Source organism: Pseudaminobacter sp. Soil_N_29 (assembly GCF_057656055.1).
Map to the genome: position 1 here is coordinate 1,112,303 of NZ_JBDGLC010000001.1, position 15,035 is coordinate 1,127,337.

Consider the following 15,035-nt stretch of genomic DNA (forward strand, 5'->3'; position numbering starts at 1 on the left):
TCGTCATCTCAACGGCCCCGTGAATCGTCAGCCCCCGCCGGTTGCCATGCCCGGCGGCGGCTCGCGTCACCTCGCGGCCGTGTCCAGAGGCACGACCAGCATTCCACCGGCGGCCTCTGAGAGATGGGCTTCGACGCCGTAAACCGCGCGCAGGCGCTCCCGCGTCAACACCTCCCCGGGCGTTCCATCAGCGATGATGGCGCCTTTGTCGAGCAGGATCAGGCGCGTGCACCAGCGCGCAGCGAGGCTGAGATCGTGCAGCGACGCGACCACCCCGCGCCCTTCCCCGGCAAGCTCGGCAAACAGCCGCATCAACGCAATCTGGTGCGAGGGGTCGAGCCCGGCCGTCGGCTCGTCGGCAAGCAGGAGCGGCGCATCCTGCGCCAGCGCCCTCGCGATCAGCACCCGCGCCTTCTCGCCGCCCGAAAGCTCGGTCGCCGTGCGATGGCGAAACGCTTCCAGTTCCATGCGCCGGATCGCTTCTTCGATCTGCGCCCTGTCGGTGGCGTCGAGGCCGGCAAAGGCCGGCCGGTGTGGCGCCCTGCCGAGCGAAACCACGGTCTCGACGGAAACGGGCCAGCCGATCTCGCGCTCCTGCGGCAGATAGGCGATGCGGCGCGCCCGCTCCCGCGCGGTCATCGTGGCGGCGTCTTGCCCGGCAATCGTGACTTTCCCCTGCGCCGTGATGAGCCCGAGAGCCGCGCGAAGCAGCGTAGACTTGCCCGCACCGTTGGGGCCGATCAGGCCCACGAACTCACCTTCGCCGACGCGCAAGGAAATGCCGTTCAGCACCGTTCTGCGCCCAAGCGAAGCGTGCAGATTTTCCACCAACAGCAGGCTCACAGCAGTGTCCTCCGCGTGCGGTAGACGAGCCAGAGGAAGAACGGCGCGCCGACGATGGCCGTGAGCACGCCGAGCTTCAGGTCTTTTTCCGGCGTGATGACACGCACCAGGATATCGGCGGCGAGCAGCACGCAGGCGCCGCCCAGCGCGCTCGCGGGCAAGAGGTGCGACGGTCGCGCCCCGACCAGCGGCCGCAACAAATGCGGCACCACGAGGCCGACGAAGCCGATGGCGCCCGCCACGGCGGTAGCCGCCCCCACGGAAGCGGCCGTGCCTAGCACGGCCAGCAACTGCACCCGGCGCAGATTGACCCCCATGCTGGCGGCGGCATCTCTGCCGAGCGTCAGCGTATCGAGCGAGCGCCCCACGCTTGCCAGCATCGCCCAGCCGGCCACAATGAAGGGGCCGGCGAGCCAGACATGCGTCATCGAACGGTCGGCGAGCGAGCCCAGCATCCAGAACATGATTTCGACCGCGGCGAAGGGATTGGGCGACAGGTTAAGCGCCAGCGAGGTCATGGAAGCGGCAAAGCTCGACACCGCCACGCCGGCGAGGATGACCGTCAAGGCGCCGCCGCGCATGCCCGCCATGGCTTGCACCACCACGACCGCGACCACCGCGCCGGCCAAGGCGGCCAGCGGCAGGCCAAGCCGGAAAACGGCGGAGAAGCCGGTATAGATCGCGATCACCGCGCCCAGCGAAGCCGAAGCGCTGACGCCGAGCAGCGCGGGCTCCGCCAGCGGATTGCGCAGATAGCCCTGCAGCACCGCACCGGAGAGCCCGAGCGTGGCGCCGATCATCAGGCCGAGGACCGCGCGCGGCAGGCGGATTTCCTGCATGATCAGCGCCATCGGCTCGGCCTTGTCGGAAAACAGCGCAGCAATGCTTTCGCCGAAGCCGATTGCCGCCGGACCGACCGTGAGCGAGAGGCCAAACAGCAGCAGCACGGCTAAGCCAAGCAGGAAGAAAAGCAGCCGAAAGCGCGCGGTCTCGCTCATCTGGTCCCCTCCACGGTTCGCGCCGCTTCTCTCATGATGCGCACCGCTTCCAGCGTGAAAGGCGCCCCGCAGATCGTGTATTTGGCCGGGACGTTGACTGCCTTCTTTCCAGCCGTCAGCGCCTTGAAGGCGGGGTGGACATAGCCCTGCCCCGCCAGCGCCGGCGCGCCGTATTGCTCCTGACTGGTGACAACCAGGTCCGGGTTTTCGAGTGCCAGCAACTCCAGCGGCAGCTTGGTGGTGCCGGCCATCCCCAGCCTGTCGGCAATGTTCCGGAGGCCCGCCGCGCGCACCGTTTCATCCACCAGCGTGCCGGCGCCGGAGGTGTAGCCGTCGGTGTAGTAAAGCGCGATCGAGCGGTTTGATGCAGGCTGCGCGCGGAGGCGCGCCAGTTCCGCATCCATACCGGAAACCAGCGCCGCGGCCTTTTCCTGTTGCCCCAGCATCTCGCCCATGCGGGCGATTTGCGCGCGAATATCTTCGAAGGAGTCCGCCGGCGCGAACTCCTCCACGCGCAGTCCGAGCCGGCGCAACAGATCGACAGTCGTCCGGGTGGTATAGGTGCCCGCCACAATGAGGTCCGGCGACATCAGGAAGATTTCCTCGGCCAGGCCGTGATTGACCACATAGCTCGCGGCCGCATCGGCCAGCACCGATGCGGTCGGATCCGTCGCCAGATTGGACACCGAATAGAGCTGCCCCTGGCCCGCGATCAGCATGGCGAGCTGATCGGTGCAGACATTCAGCGAAACCACGCGGTGGGGCGGCTGCGCCGCGAAGACCGGCACGGAGGTCGCTGATGCGATAGCGATTGCTACGCCCACCCCACGCATGGAGTATCCCGCCGCGGTCATCGCTCTCCGCCTTGTCCCTTCAGCCAGTCCCATCGCGTGCCTTCAAACGAGAGCCCGTTGTGCCGGGCCAGCTTCAAACTCAGAAGTTTCGAGTGAAGCTCAACCCGATTGTACGCCCCGGCGCGAGATATCCCTGAGAATATGGCGGAACACCATCCGCGGCGGTCAAATATTGCTCGTCGAAGACGTTCTCGACCGACAACTTGAGCTGGGATTGTGAATCCAGCGCATAGAGCGCCGTGAAATCCACCGTCACATAGTCCGCCAGCTTCCCCGTGTTTGCGGCATCGGCGTAGCGCGCCGCGCCATAGAGCAGCCTGGCCGAAAGGTTGAGCGCTTCCGTCGGGCTGTAGTTCAGCTCGGCGGTAGCCTTGAAGAGGTCGCGGTAGGGAAGATAGTTGCCGGTGTCCTGGTTCAGCGGCTGGCGGATGTCGAGTGTCGTCTTGCCGCTCCATTCCTCGCTGAACTGGTGGGCCAGCGCCGCCTCGAACCCAGTGATGCGGGCGCGGGCTACGTTCTCGGGCGTGTAGCTCGGCGCAAAGGAGGCGATCGCGTCGGTCACCCAGGTCTGGTAAAAGGCGAGGTCCAGGCTGGTGCCGGCGGCCGCCTGCCAGTTCAGCCCGACCTCATAGGAGCGCGACTTCTCCGGCTTCAGGTTCGGATTGGAAAAGCCCGGATAGTACAGCTCGTTGAAGGTCGGCGCCCGGAAGCCGGTGGCAAAGGATGCGCGCAGCACCAGATCGGCAAGCACGTCGTAACTCGCACCCACATTGTAGGTCGTCGCGCCGCCAAACTGTTCGTTGTGGTCGTAGCGAATGCCGCTGTCGACGCGAAGCGCCTCATATTCCAGCGAATACTGGCTGAAAACCGCGGCGAGCGTGCGCGAAGTGACGGCGTAGTCAATCGTGGAATCGACGTGCTCGCGATAGGCCTCGAAGCCCCCGGCCAGGATATGCGCCACGCTGCCGGTCTGGAAACCTTTCTCCGTCGAGGCAAATATGCCGTGGCGCTGCGTGTCGTATTTGGTGCTGCCGGCCACGCCCTTGCGGAAATTGGTCGAGTAGTCGAGCCCCGAGCTTGCTTCGACGGTCGAGGACCAGTCGTCCCCGTGCAGGATCTGCGCGCCGAGCTTTCCGGCGAAGGTGCTGGCATCAACCTCGTTGTCGTAGGGATAGGCGCTGTCATACTGGCTGCGGCCAGATGCAAAAAGGCCATCGGCGTAGAGCCTGCCCCAATCGAAATCCTTCGACAGCGACAGGTTCAACGAGCCCTGGAGAAAGCCTTCGTCGCCCGGTTCGTGGTCCCAGGCGAGCGGCGTGGTGAAGTCGTAGCCGCGGGTGCCGAGAATACTGCCGCCGACCGAGTAGTCCATCCCGTTGGAGGTACGCCCTTGAGCGTAGCCGGAAACGTAGCCGCCCCAAGGGTGGGTGATGCCGGTCGTTACGCTGGCGCAGGCGTCGCGGCCATCGGCGCAGGGGCCGCCCTGCCTGGTGATGATGTTGACGACGCCGCCCATGGCGTCGGCGCCATATTGCGCCGAATGCGCCCCCTTGGCCACTTCGATGCGCTCGATGGCGCTCAGCGGAATGTTGAAGATCGAGGCGGTTCCGGTCGTGGCCGCGCTTGCCCGCACGCCGTTGATGAGAACCAGCGTCTGGCTGGCCGACATGCCACGCATGTGGATATTGGCCGCGGCTCCCTGACCGCCATAGGAGACGATGGACACGCCGGTGTGGGCCCTCAACAGCGACGGCAGGTCCGGCGCGGCAGATTGCTCGATCTCCTTGGCATCGATCACGGTGACGGAGGATGTCGACCCCACCAGCGAGCTTTCTCGTCTCAGCGGCGTCGTCACGACGATGCGTTCCAGAAGCGTGGTTTCATCGTCGACCTGCTCGGCCGATGCGGTCTGGGGGAACACGATTGCCGCACAGCCGGTTGCGGCGAGCGCAAGAACACTTGCGCGCAAATTCAGTCTCTTCATTCAGCACTCCATTCGACCTGCAAGCGGGAGTTCAGCATGCAAGCTCAGAGCCGCCGATCGGAGATGTCCGGGACTGGGTCCGTCAGAATCGTCCGGGCGCGCGGCAACACTTTTTTCAAATGTCACCGCCACGGACGACCGCGCCTGAACACACCCCGTATTCAAGCATGGGTGACCGGAACAGGCAGGTCTCCTGACTTCCGGGTCAACGCTTCGCCTTCGCCTTCCCAATCGCGCGCTGCGCTCTTAGTGGCTTGGTTGAAGGAAAGCTCGCCGGTTACAGTTGCGGGGGCAGTCTCGGCTTCGACCCGAAGGTCTCACCGTGTTCCCTTTTCATCCGCCGCGAAGCGGAACCAATTCCGAATCGATTGGTAGCCACGCGGGGTTCGAAGGTCAACAGCAGAAGAGTTCGTCGCTTCCGGCCGGTGGTGGCGCGCGGCCGCATCACCTGAGGCGAGCGCGCCGGCCTATGCGGCCAACGCCGCGCATTTGGCGCAGGTGCCGCGAAATTCGATCACAGCCCTCTTCGCCGCAAAGCCGGTCGAACCGATCCAGGCGTCGAGCTGCTCGCCGATGATCTCGTCGGAGAACTCCGAGACCTGACCGCACTTGTCACATATGGCGAAGGCGATCAGCCGGTGGCTGTGGTCGTGCGGCTCGGAACATGCAACGAAGGCATTCATGCTCTCCAGCCGGTGGACGAAGCCGGCATTCATCAGGCCATCGAGCGCGCGATAGACCTGCAGCGGCGCACGAAAACCCTGCTCGCGCAGTTGGTCGAGCAGCATGTAGGCGCTGAGCGGGCCGCTCGCAGCCTCGAGTTTCTCGAGCACGCGAAGCTGGTTCTTCGTCAGCTTTTCCCTTGCCGCCATGATGCCGCTCGCCCTTCCTAAACCCTGCAACCGAAACTTGGCCCGAATTGCCGGGTTTGTCACCTTTGAGAGCTCACATAGCGATTGGCCGGGCAAAATGCCACTGCCGGGGCCCGGCGGTGGCAATGGTGAGGGCAGCCCCAGCCAATTCCGTCAGAGTTTGGTCCAGGCCGCGTTCTTCTTGGAAGACTTCACGCAGGCTTCGACGAAGGCCACGCCTTCCACGCCGTCCTCCACCGTGGGGTAGAGCACGTCGTTGCCCGGATTGCCGTTGCGGCGCGCGGCGCGGATCGCTTTGGCAGCCTCTGCATAGATGGTGGCAAAGCCTTCCAGATAGCCCTCCGGGTGCCCAGCCGGCACGCGCGTGACCCGCGCTGCGGCCGGCCCGGCGCCCGCGCCGGCACGGGTCAGCAGCCGCTTGGGCTCGCCGAAGGGCGTGTGCCAAAGGTAGTTCGGGTCGCTCTGCGTCCACTCGATGCCGCCTTTGGTGCCGTAGACCCTGAGTTTCAGGCCATTTTCGTTACCGGGCGCGACCTGGCTTGCCCACAGCATGCCCTTGGCCCCGCCCTTGAAGCGCAGCATGACATGCGCATTGTCGTCGAGCTGGCGGCCGGGCACGAAGGCGTCGAGGTCGGCCGAAAGACTGTCCAGCTCCAGCCCGGTGACGAAACGGGCGAGATTGTAGGCATGGGTGCCGATATCGCCGGTGGAGCCGCCGGCGCCCGACTGCTTGGGGTCGGTGCGCCAAGCCGCCTGCTTGGACCCATGATCCTCCGCCTTCTCGGTCAGCCAGTCCTGCGGATATTCGGCCTGCACGACACGGATTTCGCCGAGCTGGCCATTCTGCACCATCTCGCGGGCCTGCCGGATCATCGGATAGCCGGTGTAGTTGTGGGTGAGGACGAAGACCTTGCCGGTTTTTTCCACCAGCGCGGCAAGCTTCCTGGCGTCGGCCAGGTTGGAGGTCAGCGGCTTGTCGGAGATGACGTGGATGCCCGCCTCCAGGAACGCCTTGGCGGCCGGATAATGCATGTGGTTGGGCGTCACGATCGCCACCGCCTCGATGCCGTCCGGGCGCTTGGCCTCGGTCTTGGCCATCTCCTGGAACGAGCCATAGCTGCGCTCCGGATCAAGCCCGAGTTCGGCGCCCGATGCTCTCGCCCTTTCGGGATCGGACGAAAGCGCGCCGGCCACCAGCTCGAATTCGCCGTCGAGGCGAGCGGCGATGCGGTGCACCCCGCCTATGAAAGCACCCTGCCCGCCGCCCACCATGCCGTAGCGGATCGGGCCTTCCCTGCGCTCGCTGCGTCCCTCAATGGTCATCTTGAAACCTCCCCTCCTCGCTCGTCCGGTCTCGTCTCGATTTCAGGCAATGCCCATCATCTTGCGCAGCGCCGCCCGGTCCGTTTCCCCGCCCGCAAAATCGTCGAATGCCTTTTCCGTCACCCGGATGATATGGCTGTCGATGAAGGGCGCGCCCTCGGCAGCACCCACTTCCGGATGCTTCAGGCAGCACTCCCATTCCAGCACCGCCCAGCTGTCATAGTCATAGGCAGCGAGCTTGGAGAAAATGCCCGAGAAATCGACCTGCCCGTCGCCGAGCGAGCGGAAGCGGCCGGCGCGTTGCACCCAGCCCTGGTAGCCCGAATAGACACCCTGCCGCCCGTCCGGATTGAACTCGGCGTCCTTGACGTGAAACGCCTTGATGCGTTCGTGGTAGATGTCGATGAAGGCGAGATAGTCGAGCTGCTGCAGCAGGAAATGCGACGGGTCGTAATTGATGTTGCAGCGCTTGTGGCCGCCGACGGCATCGAGGAACATCTCGAAGGTCGCTCCGTCGAACACGTCCTCGCCCGGATGGATCTCGTAGCAGAGGTCGACGCCCGACTCCTCATAGGCGTCGAGGATAGGCTTCCAGCGCCTGCCGAGTTCGCCGAACGCCTCCTCGATCAGCCCCGCCGGCCGCTGCGGCCAGGGGTAGAGGTAAGGGAAGGCCAGCGCACCGGAGAAGCTGACCGAGGCCTTGAGCCCGAGATGCTCAGAGGCCTTGGCGCCGAACATCATCTGTTCGACGGCCCATTTCTGGCGCGCGCTCGGGTTGTTGTGGACCTCTGCCGGCGCAAACCCGTCGAACTGGCTGTCATAGGCGGGATGCACGGCGACGAGTTGGCCCTGCAAATGCGTCGACAACTCGGTGATCTCGACGCCCGCCTCGGCGCAGATCCCCTTGACCTCGTCGCAATAGGCCTTGGACGACGCTGCCTTCCTGAGATCGAACAGGCGCCCGTCCCAGGTCGGGATCTGCACGCCCTTGTAGCCGAGCTCGGCCGCCCATTCCGCAATGCTTTTCAATGAATTGAACGGCGCGGCGTCGCCGGCGAACTGCGCCAGAAATATGCCGGGACCTTTCAGCGTCTTTGCCATGCTCCTGCTCCCTCTCCTCAAGCGCTCACCGAATCCAGGTGGAAGGCTACAACAAACCGCCAGCCGGTTCGCCCGGATGCCTTCACCTATCAACAATCTCTCTGGTAATACCAAATAGAAGTTTCCGGTCAAGCAGCCTGTTTACCGCCCGCGCCAGCTTCACACGAGCGGAACGCCTCCAGAAAGCATTGTTTTACAAAGAATTACCTTAGGATTTGGCCTGCATGGCACCACTTCTTGCGAGCAGGTTCGAAATCGTCTAGAAATCCGCATATACCTAATTGGTCGAACCAGTTGAAACTGGCGCGCCTTGCGGGAGGAGGAACCGCTTCGCCACCCGGCGAAGCCGATTGCAGGCGAATTGTTGAAGGGAAAGACCATGCATCTTTCGACGCACAACTGGATGCGCGCCGAACCGCTGGGCAAGACCTTGGCCCGGATCAAGAAGTTCGGCTACGAGAGCATCGAAATTTCCGGCGAGCCGGCGCAATACGACGTCAAGGAAACGCGCGCGCTTCTCAATGAGCACGGCATCCGCTGCTGGGGCGCCGTGACGCTGACGCTCGGCGAGCGCAACCTGGCCGCCAGGGACGAGGGCCAGCGTGCCCGCTCGGTCGACTACGTCAAGAGCGTCATCACCATGGTCAGCGAACTCGACGGCGAGATCGTCACGCTGGTGCCGGCCACCGTGGGCAAGGTGACACCCGACGGCACCGAGGAAGAAGAGTGGAACTGGGTGGTGGACGCCACCCGCGAGTGCTTCGCCCACGCACAGAAGAAAGGCGTGCGGATCGCCATCGAGCCGCTAAACCGCTTCGAGACCTATCTGTTCAACCGAGCCTCGCAGGCGCTGGCGCTGGCCGACGCGGTGAGCCCCGAATGCGGCGTCTGCCTCGATGCCTTCCACCTCAATATCGAGGAGGAGGACATGTACGACGCCATACGCCTTGCCGGAAAGCGCCTGTTCGACTTCCACGTCGCCGACAACAACCGCTTCGCCGCCGGCCTCGGCCAGCTCGACTGGCCGCAGATCATCGGCACGCTGAAGGAGATCGGCTACGAAGGTGCCGTCACCAACGAATTTGTCGCGCCGGTCGACCGCACGCCCGCCAACAAATATCCGACCATGGTGGAGCGCAACCCGGTCGACATTCCGCCCGAGCAGCTGAAGTTCATCCAGGACCACGGCTCGAGCCTGCTGACCGAAGATTTTTATGCCGACCAGATGCGCATTACGGCGGAAACCATCCTGCCGCTGATCAAGTAAGGGCCAGCCGGAGTTGCCGGCGTTTTCAAGCCTTTCCGCCTCGCCAGGGCGGGAAGGCCGAGGTGCGAGATGCGCATAAGACACGTTCAGGCATGGTGGGTTCGCGTGCCCATCCAGACGGACCGGCAACACCGTAGCGACTTCGGTCAGGTGCGGACCTTCGACGCCGCCATATTGCGCATCGAGACCGGCGACGGGCTCGTCGGCTGGGGCGAAGGCAAGAACGCGGCTGGCAGCGCAGGCACCTATGGCGCGCTCGTCCACATGCTCAACCACGAGATCGCCCCGCAGCTCGTCGGCCGGCATGCCGGCGACATCGGCGTCATCTGGGAAATGCTCTACAACGGCGTGCGCCACGAGACCGCAGCCGCCGCCGGCCACGCCATGCCGCAGCTGGCGCGGCGCGGCCTTTCCATCGCGGCGATCAGCGCGGTCGACATCGCACTGTGGGACATTCTGGGCAAGTCGCTCGGCAAGCCGGTCTGGCAGCTGCTAGGCGGTCGCAAGCTGGAGCGCATGCCGGCCTATGCCTCCGGCGGCTGGGCGAATGCCGAAATGATCGGCGACCAGCTGAAATCCTATGTCGAGGCCGGCGGCTTCAAGGCGGTGAAGATGCGCGTCGGCGCCATGGACGGCGCGCCGCACATCTCGGCTGAACGCGTGCGCGCCGCGCGCAAGGCGCTCGGCCCCGGCATCGACATCATGGTCGACGCACACGGCACCTACACCGTGGCCGAGGCCAAGCGCTTCGCCAGCCTCGTCGCCGACTGCGACATCGCCTGGTTCGAGGAGCCGGTTATCGCCGACGACAAGCCGGGCATGGCCGAGCTGCGCGCCGCGACCAGCGTGCCAATCGCCACCGGCGAGAGCGAGGCAACGCGCTATGCCTTCCGCGACCTCGCGGTGCTGAAATCGGCAGACATCTTCCAGCCCGACCCGGCCTTCTGCGGCGGCATAAGCGAGGCGATGAAGATCGGCACGCTGGCCAGCGCCTTCAACCTGCGCTTCGCGCCGCACCTGTGGGCCGGCGCGCCATGTTTCTTCGCCGGGCTCCATGTCTGCGCCGCCTCGCCGGCGAGCTTCACCATCGAATATTCGCTGGGCGCGAATCCGATGATCCACGAGCTGATCGAGGAGACTGTGACGGTCGAGGGGGGTATGATTGCGATCCCCGATTCTCCCGGTCTGGGGTTCACGGTCTCCGAACGGTTCCTGGAGGCCCACAAGCAGAGCGCCTGACGATGAAAGACAACAACCTGCTCGCGGAACTTGCCGCCTACCTGTTTTCCTGCTCCGACGCCGAGACCGGTCGCACCCCTTCCGAACGCGAGCTGGCCGAGCATTTTTCGGTGAGCCGCGGCCAGATCCGCGAGGCGCTGGCCATCCTCGAGGCGATGCGCATCGTGGAGCGTCGCGCCAAGTCCGGCATCTATCTCACCACCCGCCAGGCCAGCGTGGAGGCCATGGCGCTGTTCGCCAGGGCGGGCGTGCCGCTCGACCCGATCCAGATCTACGAGACGGTGGAGTTGCGCAAGATCCACGAGATCAAGGCCGCCGAACTCGCCTGCTCGCGCGCCACGGAGGAAAACTACGAGCGGCTGCGCGAGATCCTGAAGGAATCCGAGGAGCGCCTCGAAGCTGGCGAGGATCTCGCCAAGCAGGACCGCGACTTCCACCTCGAGATCGTGCGGGCGACCAAGAACAGCGTCTTCCACCGGATCTGCAGCGTCTACTACGTCATGGGCGAGCAGCGCCTGCCGATCTATTTCAACGACCCGGAGCGCGGCCGCAAATCGCATGCCGAGCACATCCAGATCTACGAGGCGCTGCTGCGCCGCGACGGCAACCTCGCCCAGGCGCTGATGAGCGCGCATCTGCAGGGCGCGGAGAGCTACTGGAAGGGCCTGATCGCCGGCACCGAAGCCGGCGCGCCCGCAGAGACCGGGCACTCGACCGGCGCCGGGCGGGAGTGACGCGGGGTGGCGGTGATCTTCTCAACTCATCCGCTGCACCCCAAGGCAACCGCCATCCTCGCCGATGCCGGCGAACTCAAGATCGCTTCGGCGCTCGATGACGCCACATTGACCCGCGAGGCGGCCGACGCCGAGATCGTCATCGTGCGTGCCCCTTTGCCGGTCGCTCTGTTTTCCAACGCGCCAAAACTGCGCGCCGCGATCCGCCATGGCGCGGGGCTCGACATGATTCCGGTGGAGGCGGCCACGCAAGCCGGCGTGCTGGTGGCAAACGTGCCGGGCGTCAATGCCCGCTCGGTGGCCGAGCACGTCATCTTCGTCACGCTTTCGCTGCTGCGCCGCTTTCGCGCCATGGACCGCGACCTGCGCACGCGGGGCTGGCTTGCCGGCCGCGAACACGCCAACCTCACCAATGAGCTTGCCGGCCGCACGATCGGCATCGTCGGCATGGGCAGCGTCGGCCACGCCGTCCTTTCCATCGCCCGGCACGGCTTCGGCCTCGACGTTCTGGCCACCAGCCGCAGCGAAAAGAGCCTGCCGGATGGGGCGCGCTTCGTCGGCCTCGACGAACTTGTCGAGCAAAGCGACGTTGTCGTGCTGTGCTGCCCGCTGACGCCGGAGACCACCGGCCTGATGAGCCGCGACCGCATCGCCCGCATGAAGCCCGGCGCGCTGCTTATCAATGTCGCGCGCGGGCCGGTGGTGGACGACGAAGCACTGATCGAGGCGCTGCGCGAGGAGCGCATTGGCGGTGCCGCCCTCGACGTCTTTGCCACCCAGCCGCTGCCGGCCGACCACCCGTATTTTTCGTTTCCCAACGTGATCGTGACGCCGCACATGGCCGGCATCACCGAGGAAAGCATGGAGCGCATGGGGGTGGGCGCGGCGCAAGAAGCGGTGCGGGTGCTCTCCGGCGAGCTGCCCATAAACCTGCGCAACCCCGAGGCGGTGGAGCATTATCGGCGGCGGTTTGCGGGGTAGCGGCGCTCAATCCGTCATCCTCGGGCCGAAGCACGAGCGAAGCGACGTGAGGGTATGACGGAAGCCTCAAATCCGTCGTCCTCGGGCCGGAGCACGCGCGAAGCGACGTGCGGAGGTTCCGGGGACCCAGGCCTCGGACTCGCCACCGGCAGTCCGAGGCAGGTTGGGGACCAATGCTGCCGTGTGTCGCCAGCAAGCCAAGCCCCCCTTTTGCGCCCCGCCCTATCCCGCCTTGCCCAGCGCCGCCTCCACGGCAGTCGCTATCGCGAGCAGGCGGTGGTCGTGGCCGTGGCGGGCAAACATCATCAGCCCGCCGGGAAGTTCCATGCCCGGCATGGGCAGCGAAATCGCGGTGAGATCGAACTGGTTGGCGACCTGCGGGTTGCGCAGCACGAGATCGTCTGTGCGGTTCTGGGCCGTGATATCGTTTTCCACCGAGGCGATGAGCGGGGCGACGATGGGCGTGGTCGGCAGTGCGAGCACGTCGATTTCCGCCAGGCGCTCGTCCATGGCGCGGGCAAGCGCCGCGCGGCGCTCGATGAGCCTTATGTAGGCGCCCGCAGGCACTGTGGCGCGGCGCGCCAGCGTCTCGGCAACGCGCGGATCGACCTGTGCCGCGAGAGCCGGATCGGCCAGCCAGTCGGCATGCACGGCGGCCGCCTCGATGCCGGCAATGGAGCCGCCCCGTGTGGCGTCGATCATGGAGTCGACAAGATCGTCTATGCCGTGGTCGGCCAGGCGGGCGCCGGCCGTTTCCAGCAGGTGCAGGCTGTGCCGGAAGCCGGCGTCGACCGCAGGCTCCATGTCCCCGAACAGGCGCCCGCGCGGCAGGCCGATGCGCAGGCCTGCAAGCGGCACGGCGCGCGGGGCGCAAAACTCCTCGCCGGCCATGATGGCGTCGGCCAAGGCGCAGTCGGTCACGCTTTTGGCCAACGGCCCGAGCGAATCCAGGGTGGAGGACAGCGGAAACGCTCCATCGAGCGGCACACGCCGCGCGGTGGGCTTGAAGCCGACCACGCCGTTGAGCGCGGCCGGGATGCGGATGGAGCCGCCAGTGTCCGAGCCGATGGCGATCTCACTGGTGCCCTCGCCCGCGGAAACGCCGGCACCCGAGGAAGAACCGCCGGGGATGCGGGCGGGATCGGCCGCATTGCCCGGCGTGCCGAAATGCGGATTGGTGCCGACGGCGGTGAAGGCGAATTCGGTCATCGCCGTCTTGCCGACGATGACGGCGCCGGCGCGGCGCAGGCGCTGGACGACGAGCGCGTCGCGCGCGGCAGGCGGCGCTTCGCGGCGGATGGCCGAGCCGGCCAGGGTGGGCTCGCCTGCGACATCCAGCAAGTCCTTGATCGAGACGAGCCGGCCGTCGAGCGCGCCCAGCGACACGCCGGCCCTGCGGCGGGCATCGGCGGCGTCTGCCGCGACACGTGCCGCCTCGGCATAGACACGGGTGAAGACGCGCTCCTCGCCGGCGCGGGCCGACAGGCGCGCCAGGACGGCTTCGAGACGGTCGCGGCTAGACTGCATGGCTCCCCCAGCTTGCTTCGCTCCGGCGCGGCTGTTTAAAAGAGGCATCGGCGTTCCCTTCCAAGGGGCGCTATCCAGCTATCCAACCACGGCATTTTGGGGAAACCGGTTCCCATTTTTCGGGCATCCGGTCAAGGCGAACGCAGGACCAAGGAAAAGCACGATGCAGAAGACGATCGAGACGATCAGGGGCAATGGCGACGGGGTAACTTACGAATTTCCCGTCTTCCGCATCGCGGGCTCGGCGCCGGACGCGCCGAACGCCTATATCCAGGCCGCACTGCACAGCGACGAGCTGCCGGGCGTGGTGGCGGTGGACGCGCTGATGCCGAAGCTGCGCAAGGCAGAGGCCGAGGGCCGCGTGCGCGGCAACCTGACCATCGTGCCGCGCGCCAACCCGGTGGGCCGCGCGCAGCAGTTCTTCGGCGCTACGCAAGGGCGCTTCCATCTCGGCACGCGCACCAACTTCAACCGCGACTTCCCACTGATCGACAGGCCGGACGCCAGCCTGCTGCCGGGCGACGACACGCCGCTGAACGCCGACGAGCAGCTTAAAGCACGGCTGATCAAGCTCTCGCTCGGCCACGAGATCGTGCTGGACCTGCACTGCGACGACGAGGGCCTGCCCTATCTCTACATCCAGAGCGACCTGTGGCCGGCCATGGCCGATTGCGCCGCCTGCATCGGTGTGGACGCGGTGGTGCTGTGGAGCGACGCTTCCGGCGCCTCCTTCGACGAGGCGGCGCTGCGCCCCTATCTGCAGCTGCCGGCCGCGGAGGCGAAGCTGGAGCGCCGCGTCGTGACCACTGTGGAATATCGCGGCATTCTCGACGTGGAGGCCGGCCATGCCGAGGCCGACGCCGAAGGGCTCTACCGGCTTCTGGTGGCGCGCGGCGTGATCGAGGACAAGTCGGTGGAGACGCCGAAGGCGTTCAAAGGCGAGGTGGCGCCGATCGACCATATCGAGATGATGCCCGCGCCGGCGGCCGGCGCGATCCTCTACGACGTCAAGCCCGGCGACCGGGTGAAGGCCGGCCAGCGGCTGGCGACCATCGTGGCGGCACCCGGCGAGGAAGGCGGCCGCGTGGAAGTGCTGGCGCCGCAGGACGGCTTTATCCTGACCCGCCGCGCCACCCGCTCGATCCGCGCCGGCGAGGACCTGGTGAAGCTGGTGGGCGTGGCCCGCAGCGCCGATGCGCGGTCCGGCGCGCTGGAGGACTAGGCAAAAAAGCCCCGCGCGAGGGGCCTTCGCGCGGGGCGCCAAACCCGGAACAGACCGAAAGCGGGGGAATTCGGCTTTCGGGAAATGCCT

The 15,035-nt window shown here is 66.1% G+C and carries 13 protein-coding genes and 1 riboswitch; of the genes, 5 read left to right on the top strand and 8 right to left on the bottom strand.

The window, feature by feature from the left end; translation table 11 throughout:
• Positions 1-66: 66 nt before the first annotated feature.
• The 7 genes from AC3A4H_RS05330 to AC3A4H_RS05360 form a co-directional block, all read right to left on the bottom strand.
• Positions 67-843: an ABC transporter ATP-binding protein gene (locus tag AC3A4H_RS05330; protein WP_487765735.1), complete on the bottom strand. Its 777-nt coding sequence runs from the start codon at positions 841-843 to the stop codon at positions 67-69.
• A complete protein-coding gene (locus AC3A4H_RS05335) occupies positions 840-1,841 on the bottom strand; it encodes a FecCD family ABC transporter permease (protein WP_487765736.1) in 1,002 nt (333 codons plus the stop codon). The genes AC3A4H_RS05330 and AC3A4H_RS05335 overlap by 4 nt, the downstream gene beginning before the upstream one ends.
• Positions 1,838-2,629 carry an ABC transporter substrate-binding protein gene (locus tag AC3A4H_RS05340; protein WP_487765737.1) on the bottom strand — a complete coding sequence of 264 codons (792 nt, stop codon included), beginning with the start codon at positions 2,627-2,629 and terminating at the stop codon, positions 1,838-1,840. The genes AC3A4H_RS05335 and AC3A4H_RS05340 overlap by 4 nt, the downstream gene beginning before the upstream one ends.
• A 145-nt stretch (positions 2,630-2,774) precedes the next feature.
• A complete protein-coding gene (locus AC3A4H_RS05345; protein WP_487765738.1) occupies positions 2,775-4,679 on the bottom strand; it encodes a TonB-dependent receptor domain-containing protein in 1,905 nt (634 codons plus the stop codon).
• 166 nt (positions 4,680-4,845) lie between these two features.
• Positions 4,846-5,052: riboswitch (cobalamin riboswitch) on the bottom strand.
• A 94-nt stretch (positions 5,053-5,146) separates the two neighbouring features.
• Complete coding sequence (locus tag AC3A4H_RS05350; RefSeq protein WP_487765739.1) at positions 5,147-5,551, bottom strand: Fur family transcriptional regulator; 405 nt, start codon at positions 5,549-5,551, stop codon at positions 5,147-5,149.
• Positions 5,552-5,704: 153 nt separating this feature from the next.
• Positions 5,705-6,874: a Gfo/Idh/MocA family protein gene (locus tag AC3A4H_RS05355; RefSeq protein ID WP_487765740.1), complete on the bottom strand. Its 1,170-nt coding sequence runs from the start codon at positions 6,872-6,874 to the stop codon at positions 5,705-5,707.
• A gap of 42 nt (positions 6,875-6,916) precedes the next feature.
• On the bottom strand, positions 6,917-7,975 hold the full coding sequence (locus tag AC3A4H_RS05360) for a sugar phosphate isomerase/epimerase family protein (protein WP_487765741.1): 1,059 nt from the start codon (positions 7,973-7,975) through the stop codon (positions 6,917-6,919).
• 379 nt (positions 7,976-8,354) lie between these two features.
• On the opposite strand from AC3A4H_RS05360, the gene AC3A4H_RS05365 reads away from it, so the two are divergent.
• The 4 genes from AC3A4H_RS05365 (at position 8,355) to AC3A4H_RS05380 (ending at position 12,196) form a co-directional block, all read left to right on the top strand.
• Positions 8,355-9,242, top strand: coding sequence for a sugar phosphate isomerase/epimerase family protein (locus tag AC3A4H_RS05365; RefSeq protein WP_348779836.1), 888 nt, complete (start codon positions 8,355-8,357; stop codon positions 9,240-9,242).
• A 69-nt stretch (positions 9,243-9,311) separates the two neighbouring features.
• Positions 9,312-10,481, top strand: a complete 1,170-nt coding sequence (locus AC3A4H_RS05370) for a mandelate racemase/muconate lactonizing enzyme family protein (protein WP_487765742.1) — start codon at positions 9,312-9,314, stop codon at positions 10,479-10,481.
• Between the two features lie 2 nt (positions 10,482-10,483).
• Entirely contained in the window at positions 10,484-11,215 is a 732-nt protein-coding gene (locus AC3A4H_RS05375) for a FadR/GntR family transcriptional regulator (protein WP_487765743.1), read from the top strand.
• Between the two features lie 6 nt (positions 11,216-11,221).
• The gene (locus tag AC3A4H_RS05380; protein WP_487765744.1) at positions 11,222-12,196 is read left to right on the top strand and encodes a hydroxyacid dehydrogenase; all 975 of its coding nucleotides are present in this window, start codon (positions 11,222-11,224) and stop codon (positions 12,194-12,196) included.
• Between the two features lie 222 nt (positions 12,197-12,418).
• Here AC3A4H_RS05380 and AC3A4H_RS05385 read toward each other — a convergent pair whose 3' ends face one another.
• Positions 12,419-13,771 (bottom strand): amidase, encoded by a 1,353-nt coding sequence (locus AC3A4H_RS05385; RefSeq protein ID WP_487765745.1) that lies wholly within the window; start codon positions 13,769-13,771, stop codon positions 12,419-12,421.
• A 115-nt stretch (positions 13,772-13,886) separates the two neighbouring features.
• Between AC3A4H_RS05385 and AC3A4H_RS05390 the strand changes: the two genes are divergently transcribed.
• Positions 13,887-14,945, top strand: a complete 1,059-nt coding sequence (locus tag AC3A4H_RS05390; RefSeq protein ID WP_487765746.1) for a M14 family metallopeptidase — start codon at positions 13,887-13,889, stop codon at positions 14,943-14,945.
• Positions 14,946-15,035 lie beyond the last annotated feature (90 nt).

Excerpts from the sequence above, each read along its gene's own strand:
- AC3A4H_RS05335 (WP_487765736.1), bottom strand. The coding sequence starts at position 1,841 with ATGAGCGAGACCGCGCGCTTTCGGCTGCTTTTCTTCCTGCTTGGCTTA.
- AC3A4H_RS05345 (WP_487765738.1), bottom strand. The coding sequence starts at position 4,679 with ATGAAGAGACTGAATTTGCGCGCAAGTGTTCTTGCGCTCGCCGCAACC.
- AC3A4H_RS05350 (WP_487765739.1), bottom strand. The coding sequence starts at position 5,551 with ATGGCGGCAAGGGAAAAGCTGACGAAGAACCAGCTTCGCGTGCTCGAG.
- AC3A4H_RS05355 (WP_487765740.1), bottom strand. The coding sequence starts at position 6,874 with ATGACCATTGAGGGACGCAGCGAGCGCAGGGAAGGCCCGATCCGCTAC.
- AC3A4H_RS05360 (WP_487765741.1), bottom strand. The coding sequence starts at position 7,975 with ATGGCAAAGACGCTGAAAGGTCCCGGCATATTTCTGGCGCAGTTCGCC.
- AC3A4H_RS05365 (WP_348779836.1), top strand. The coding sequence starts at position 8,355 with ATGCATCTTTCGACGCACAACTGGATGCGCGCCGAACCGCTGGGCAAG.
- AC3A4H_RS05370 (WP_487765742.1), top strand. The coding sequence starts at position 9,312 with ATGCGCATAAGACACGTTCAGGCATGGTGGGTTCGCGTGCCCATCCAG.
- AC3A4H_RS05375 (WP_487765743.1), top strand. The coding sequence starts at position 10,484 with ATGAAAGACAACAACCTGCTCGCGGAACTTGCCGCCTACCTGTTTTCC.
- AC3A4H_RS05385 (WP_487765745.1), bottom strand. The coding sequence starts at position 13,771 with ATGCCTCTTTTAAACAGCCGCGCCGGAGCGAAGCAAGCTGGGGGAGCC.
- AC3A4H_RS05390 (WP_487765746.1), top strand. The coding sequence starts at position 13,887 with ATGCAGAAGACGATCGAGACGATCAGGGGCAATGGCGACGGGGTAACT.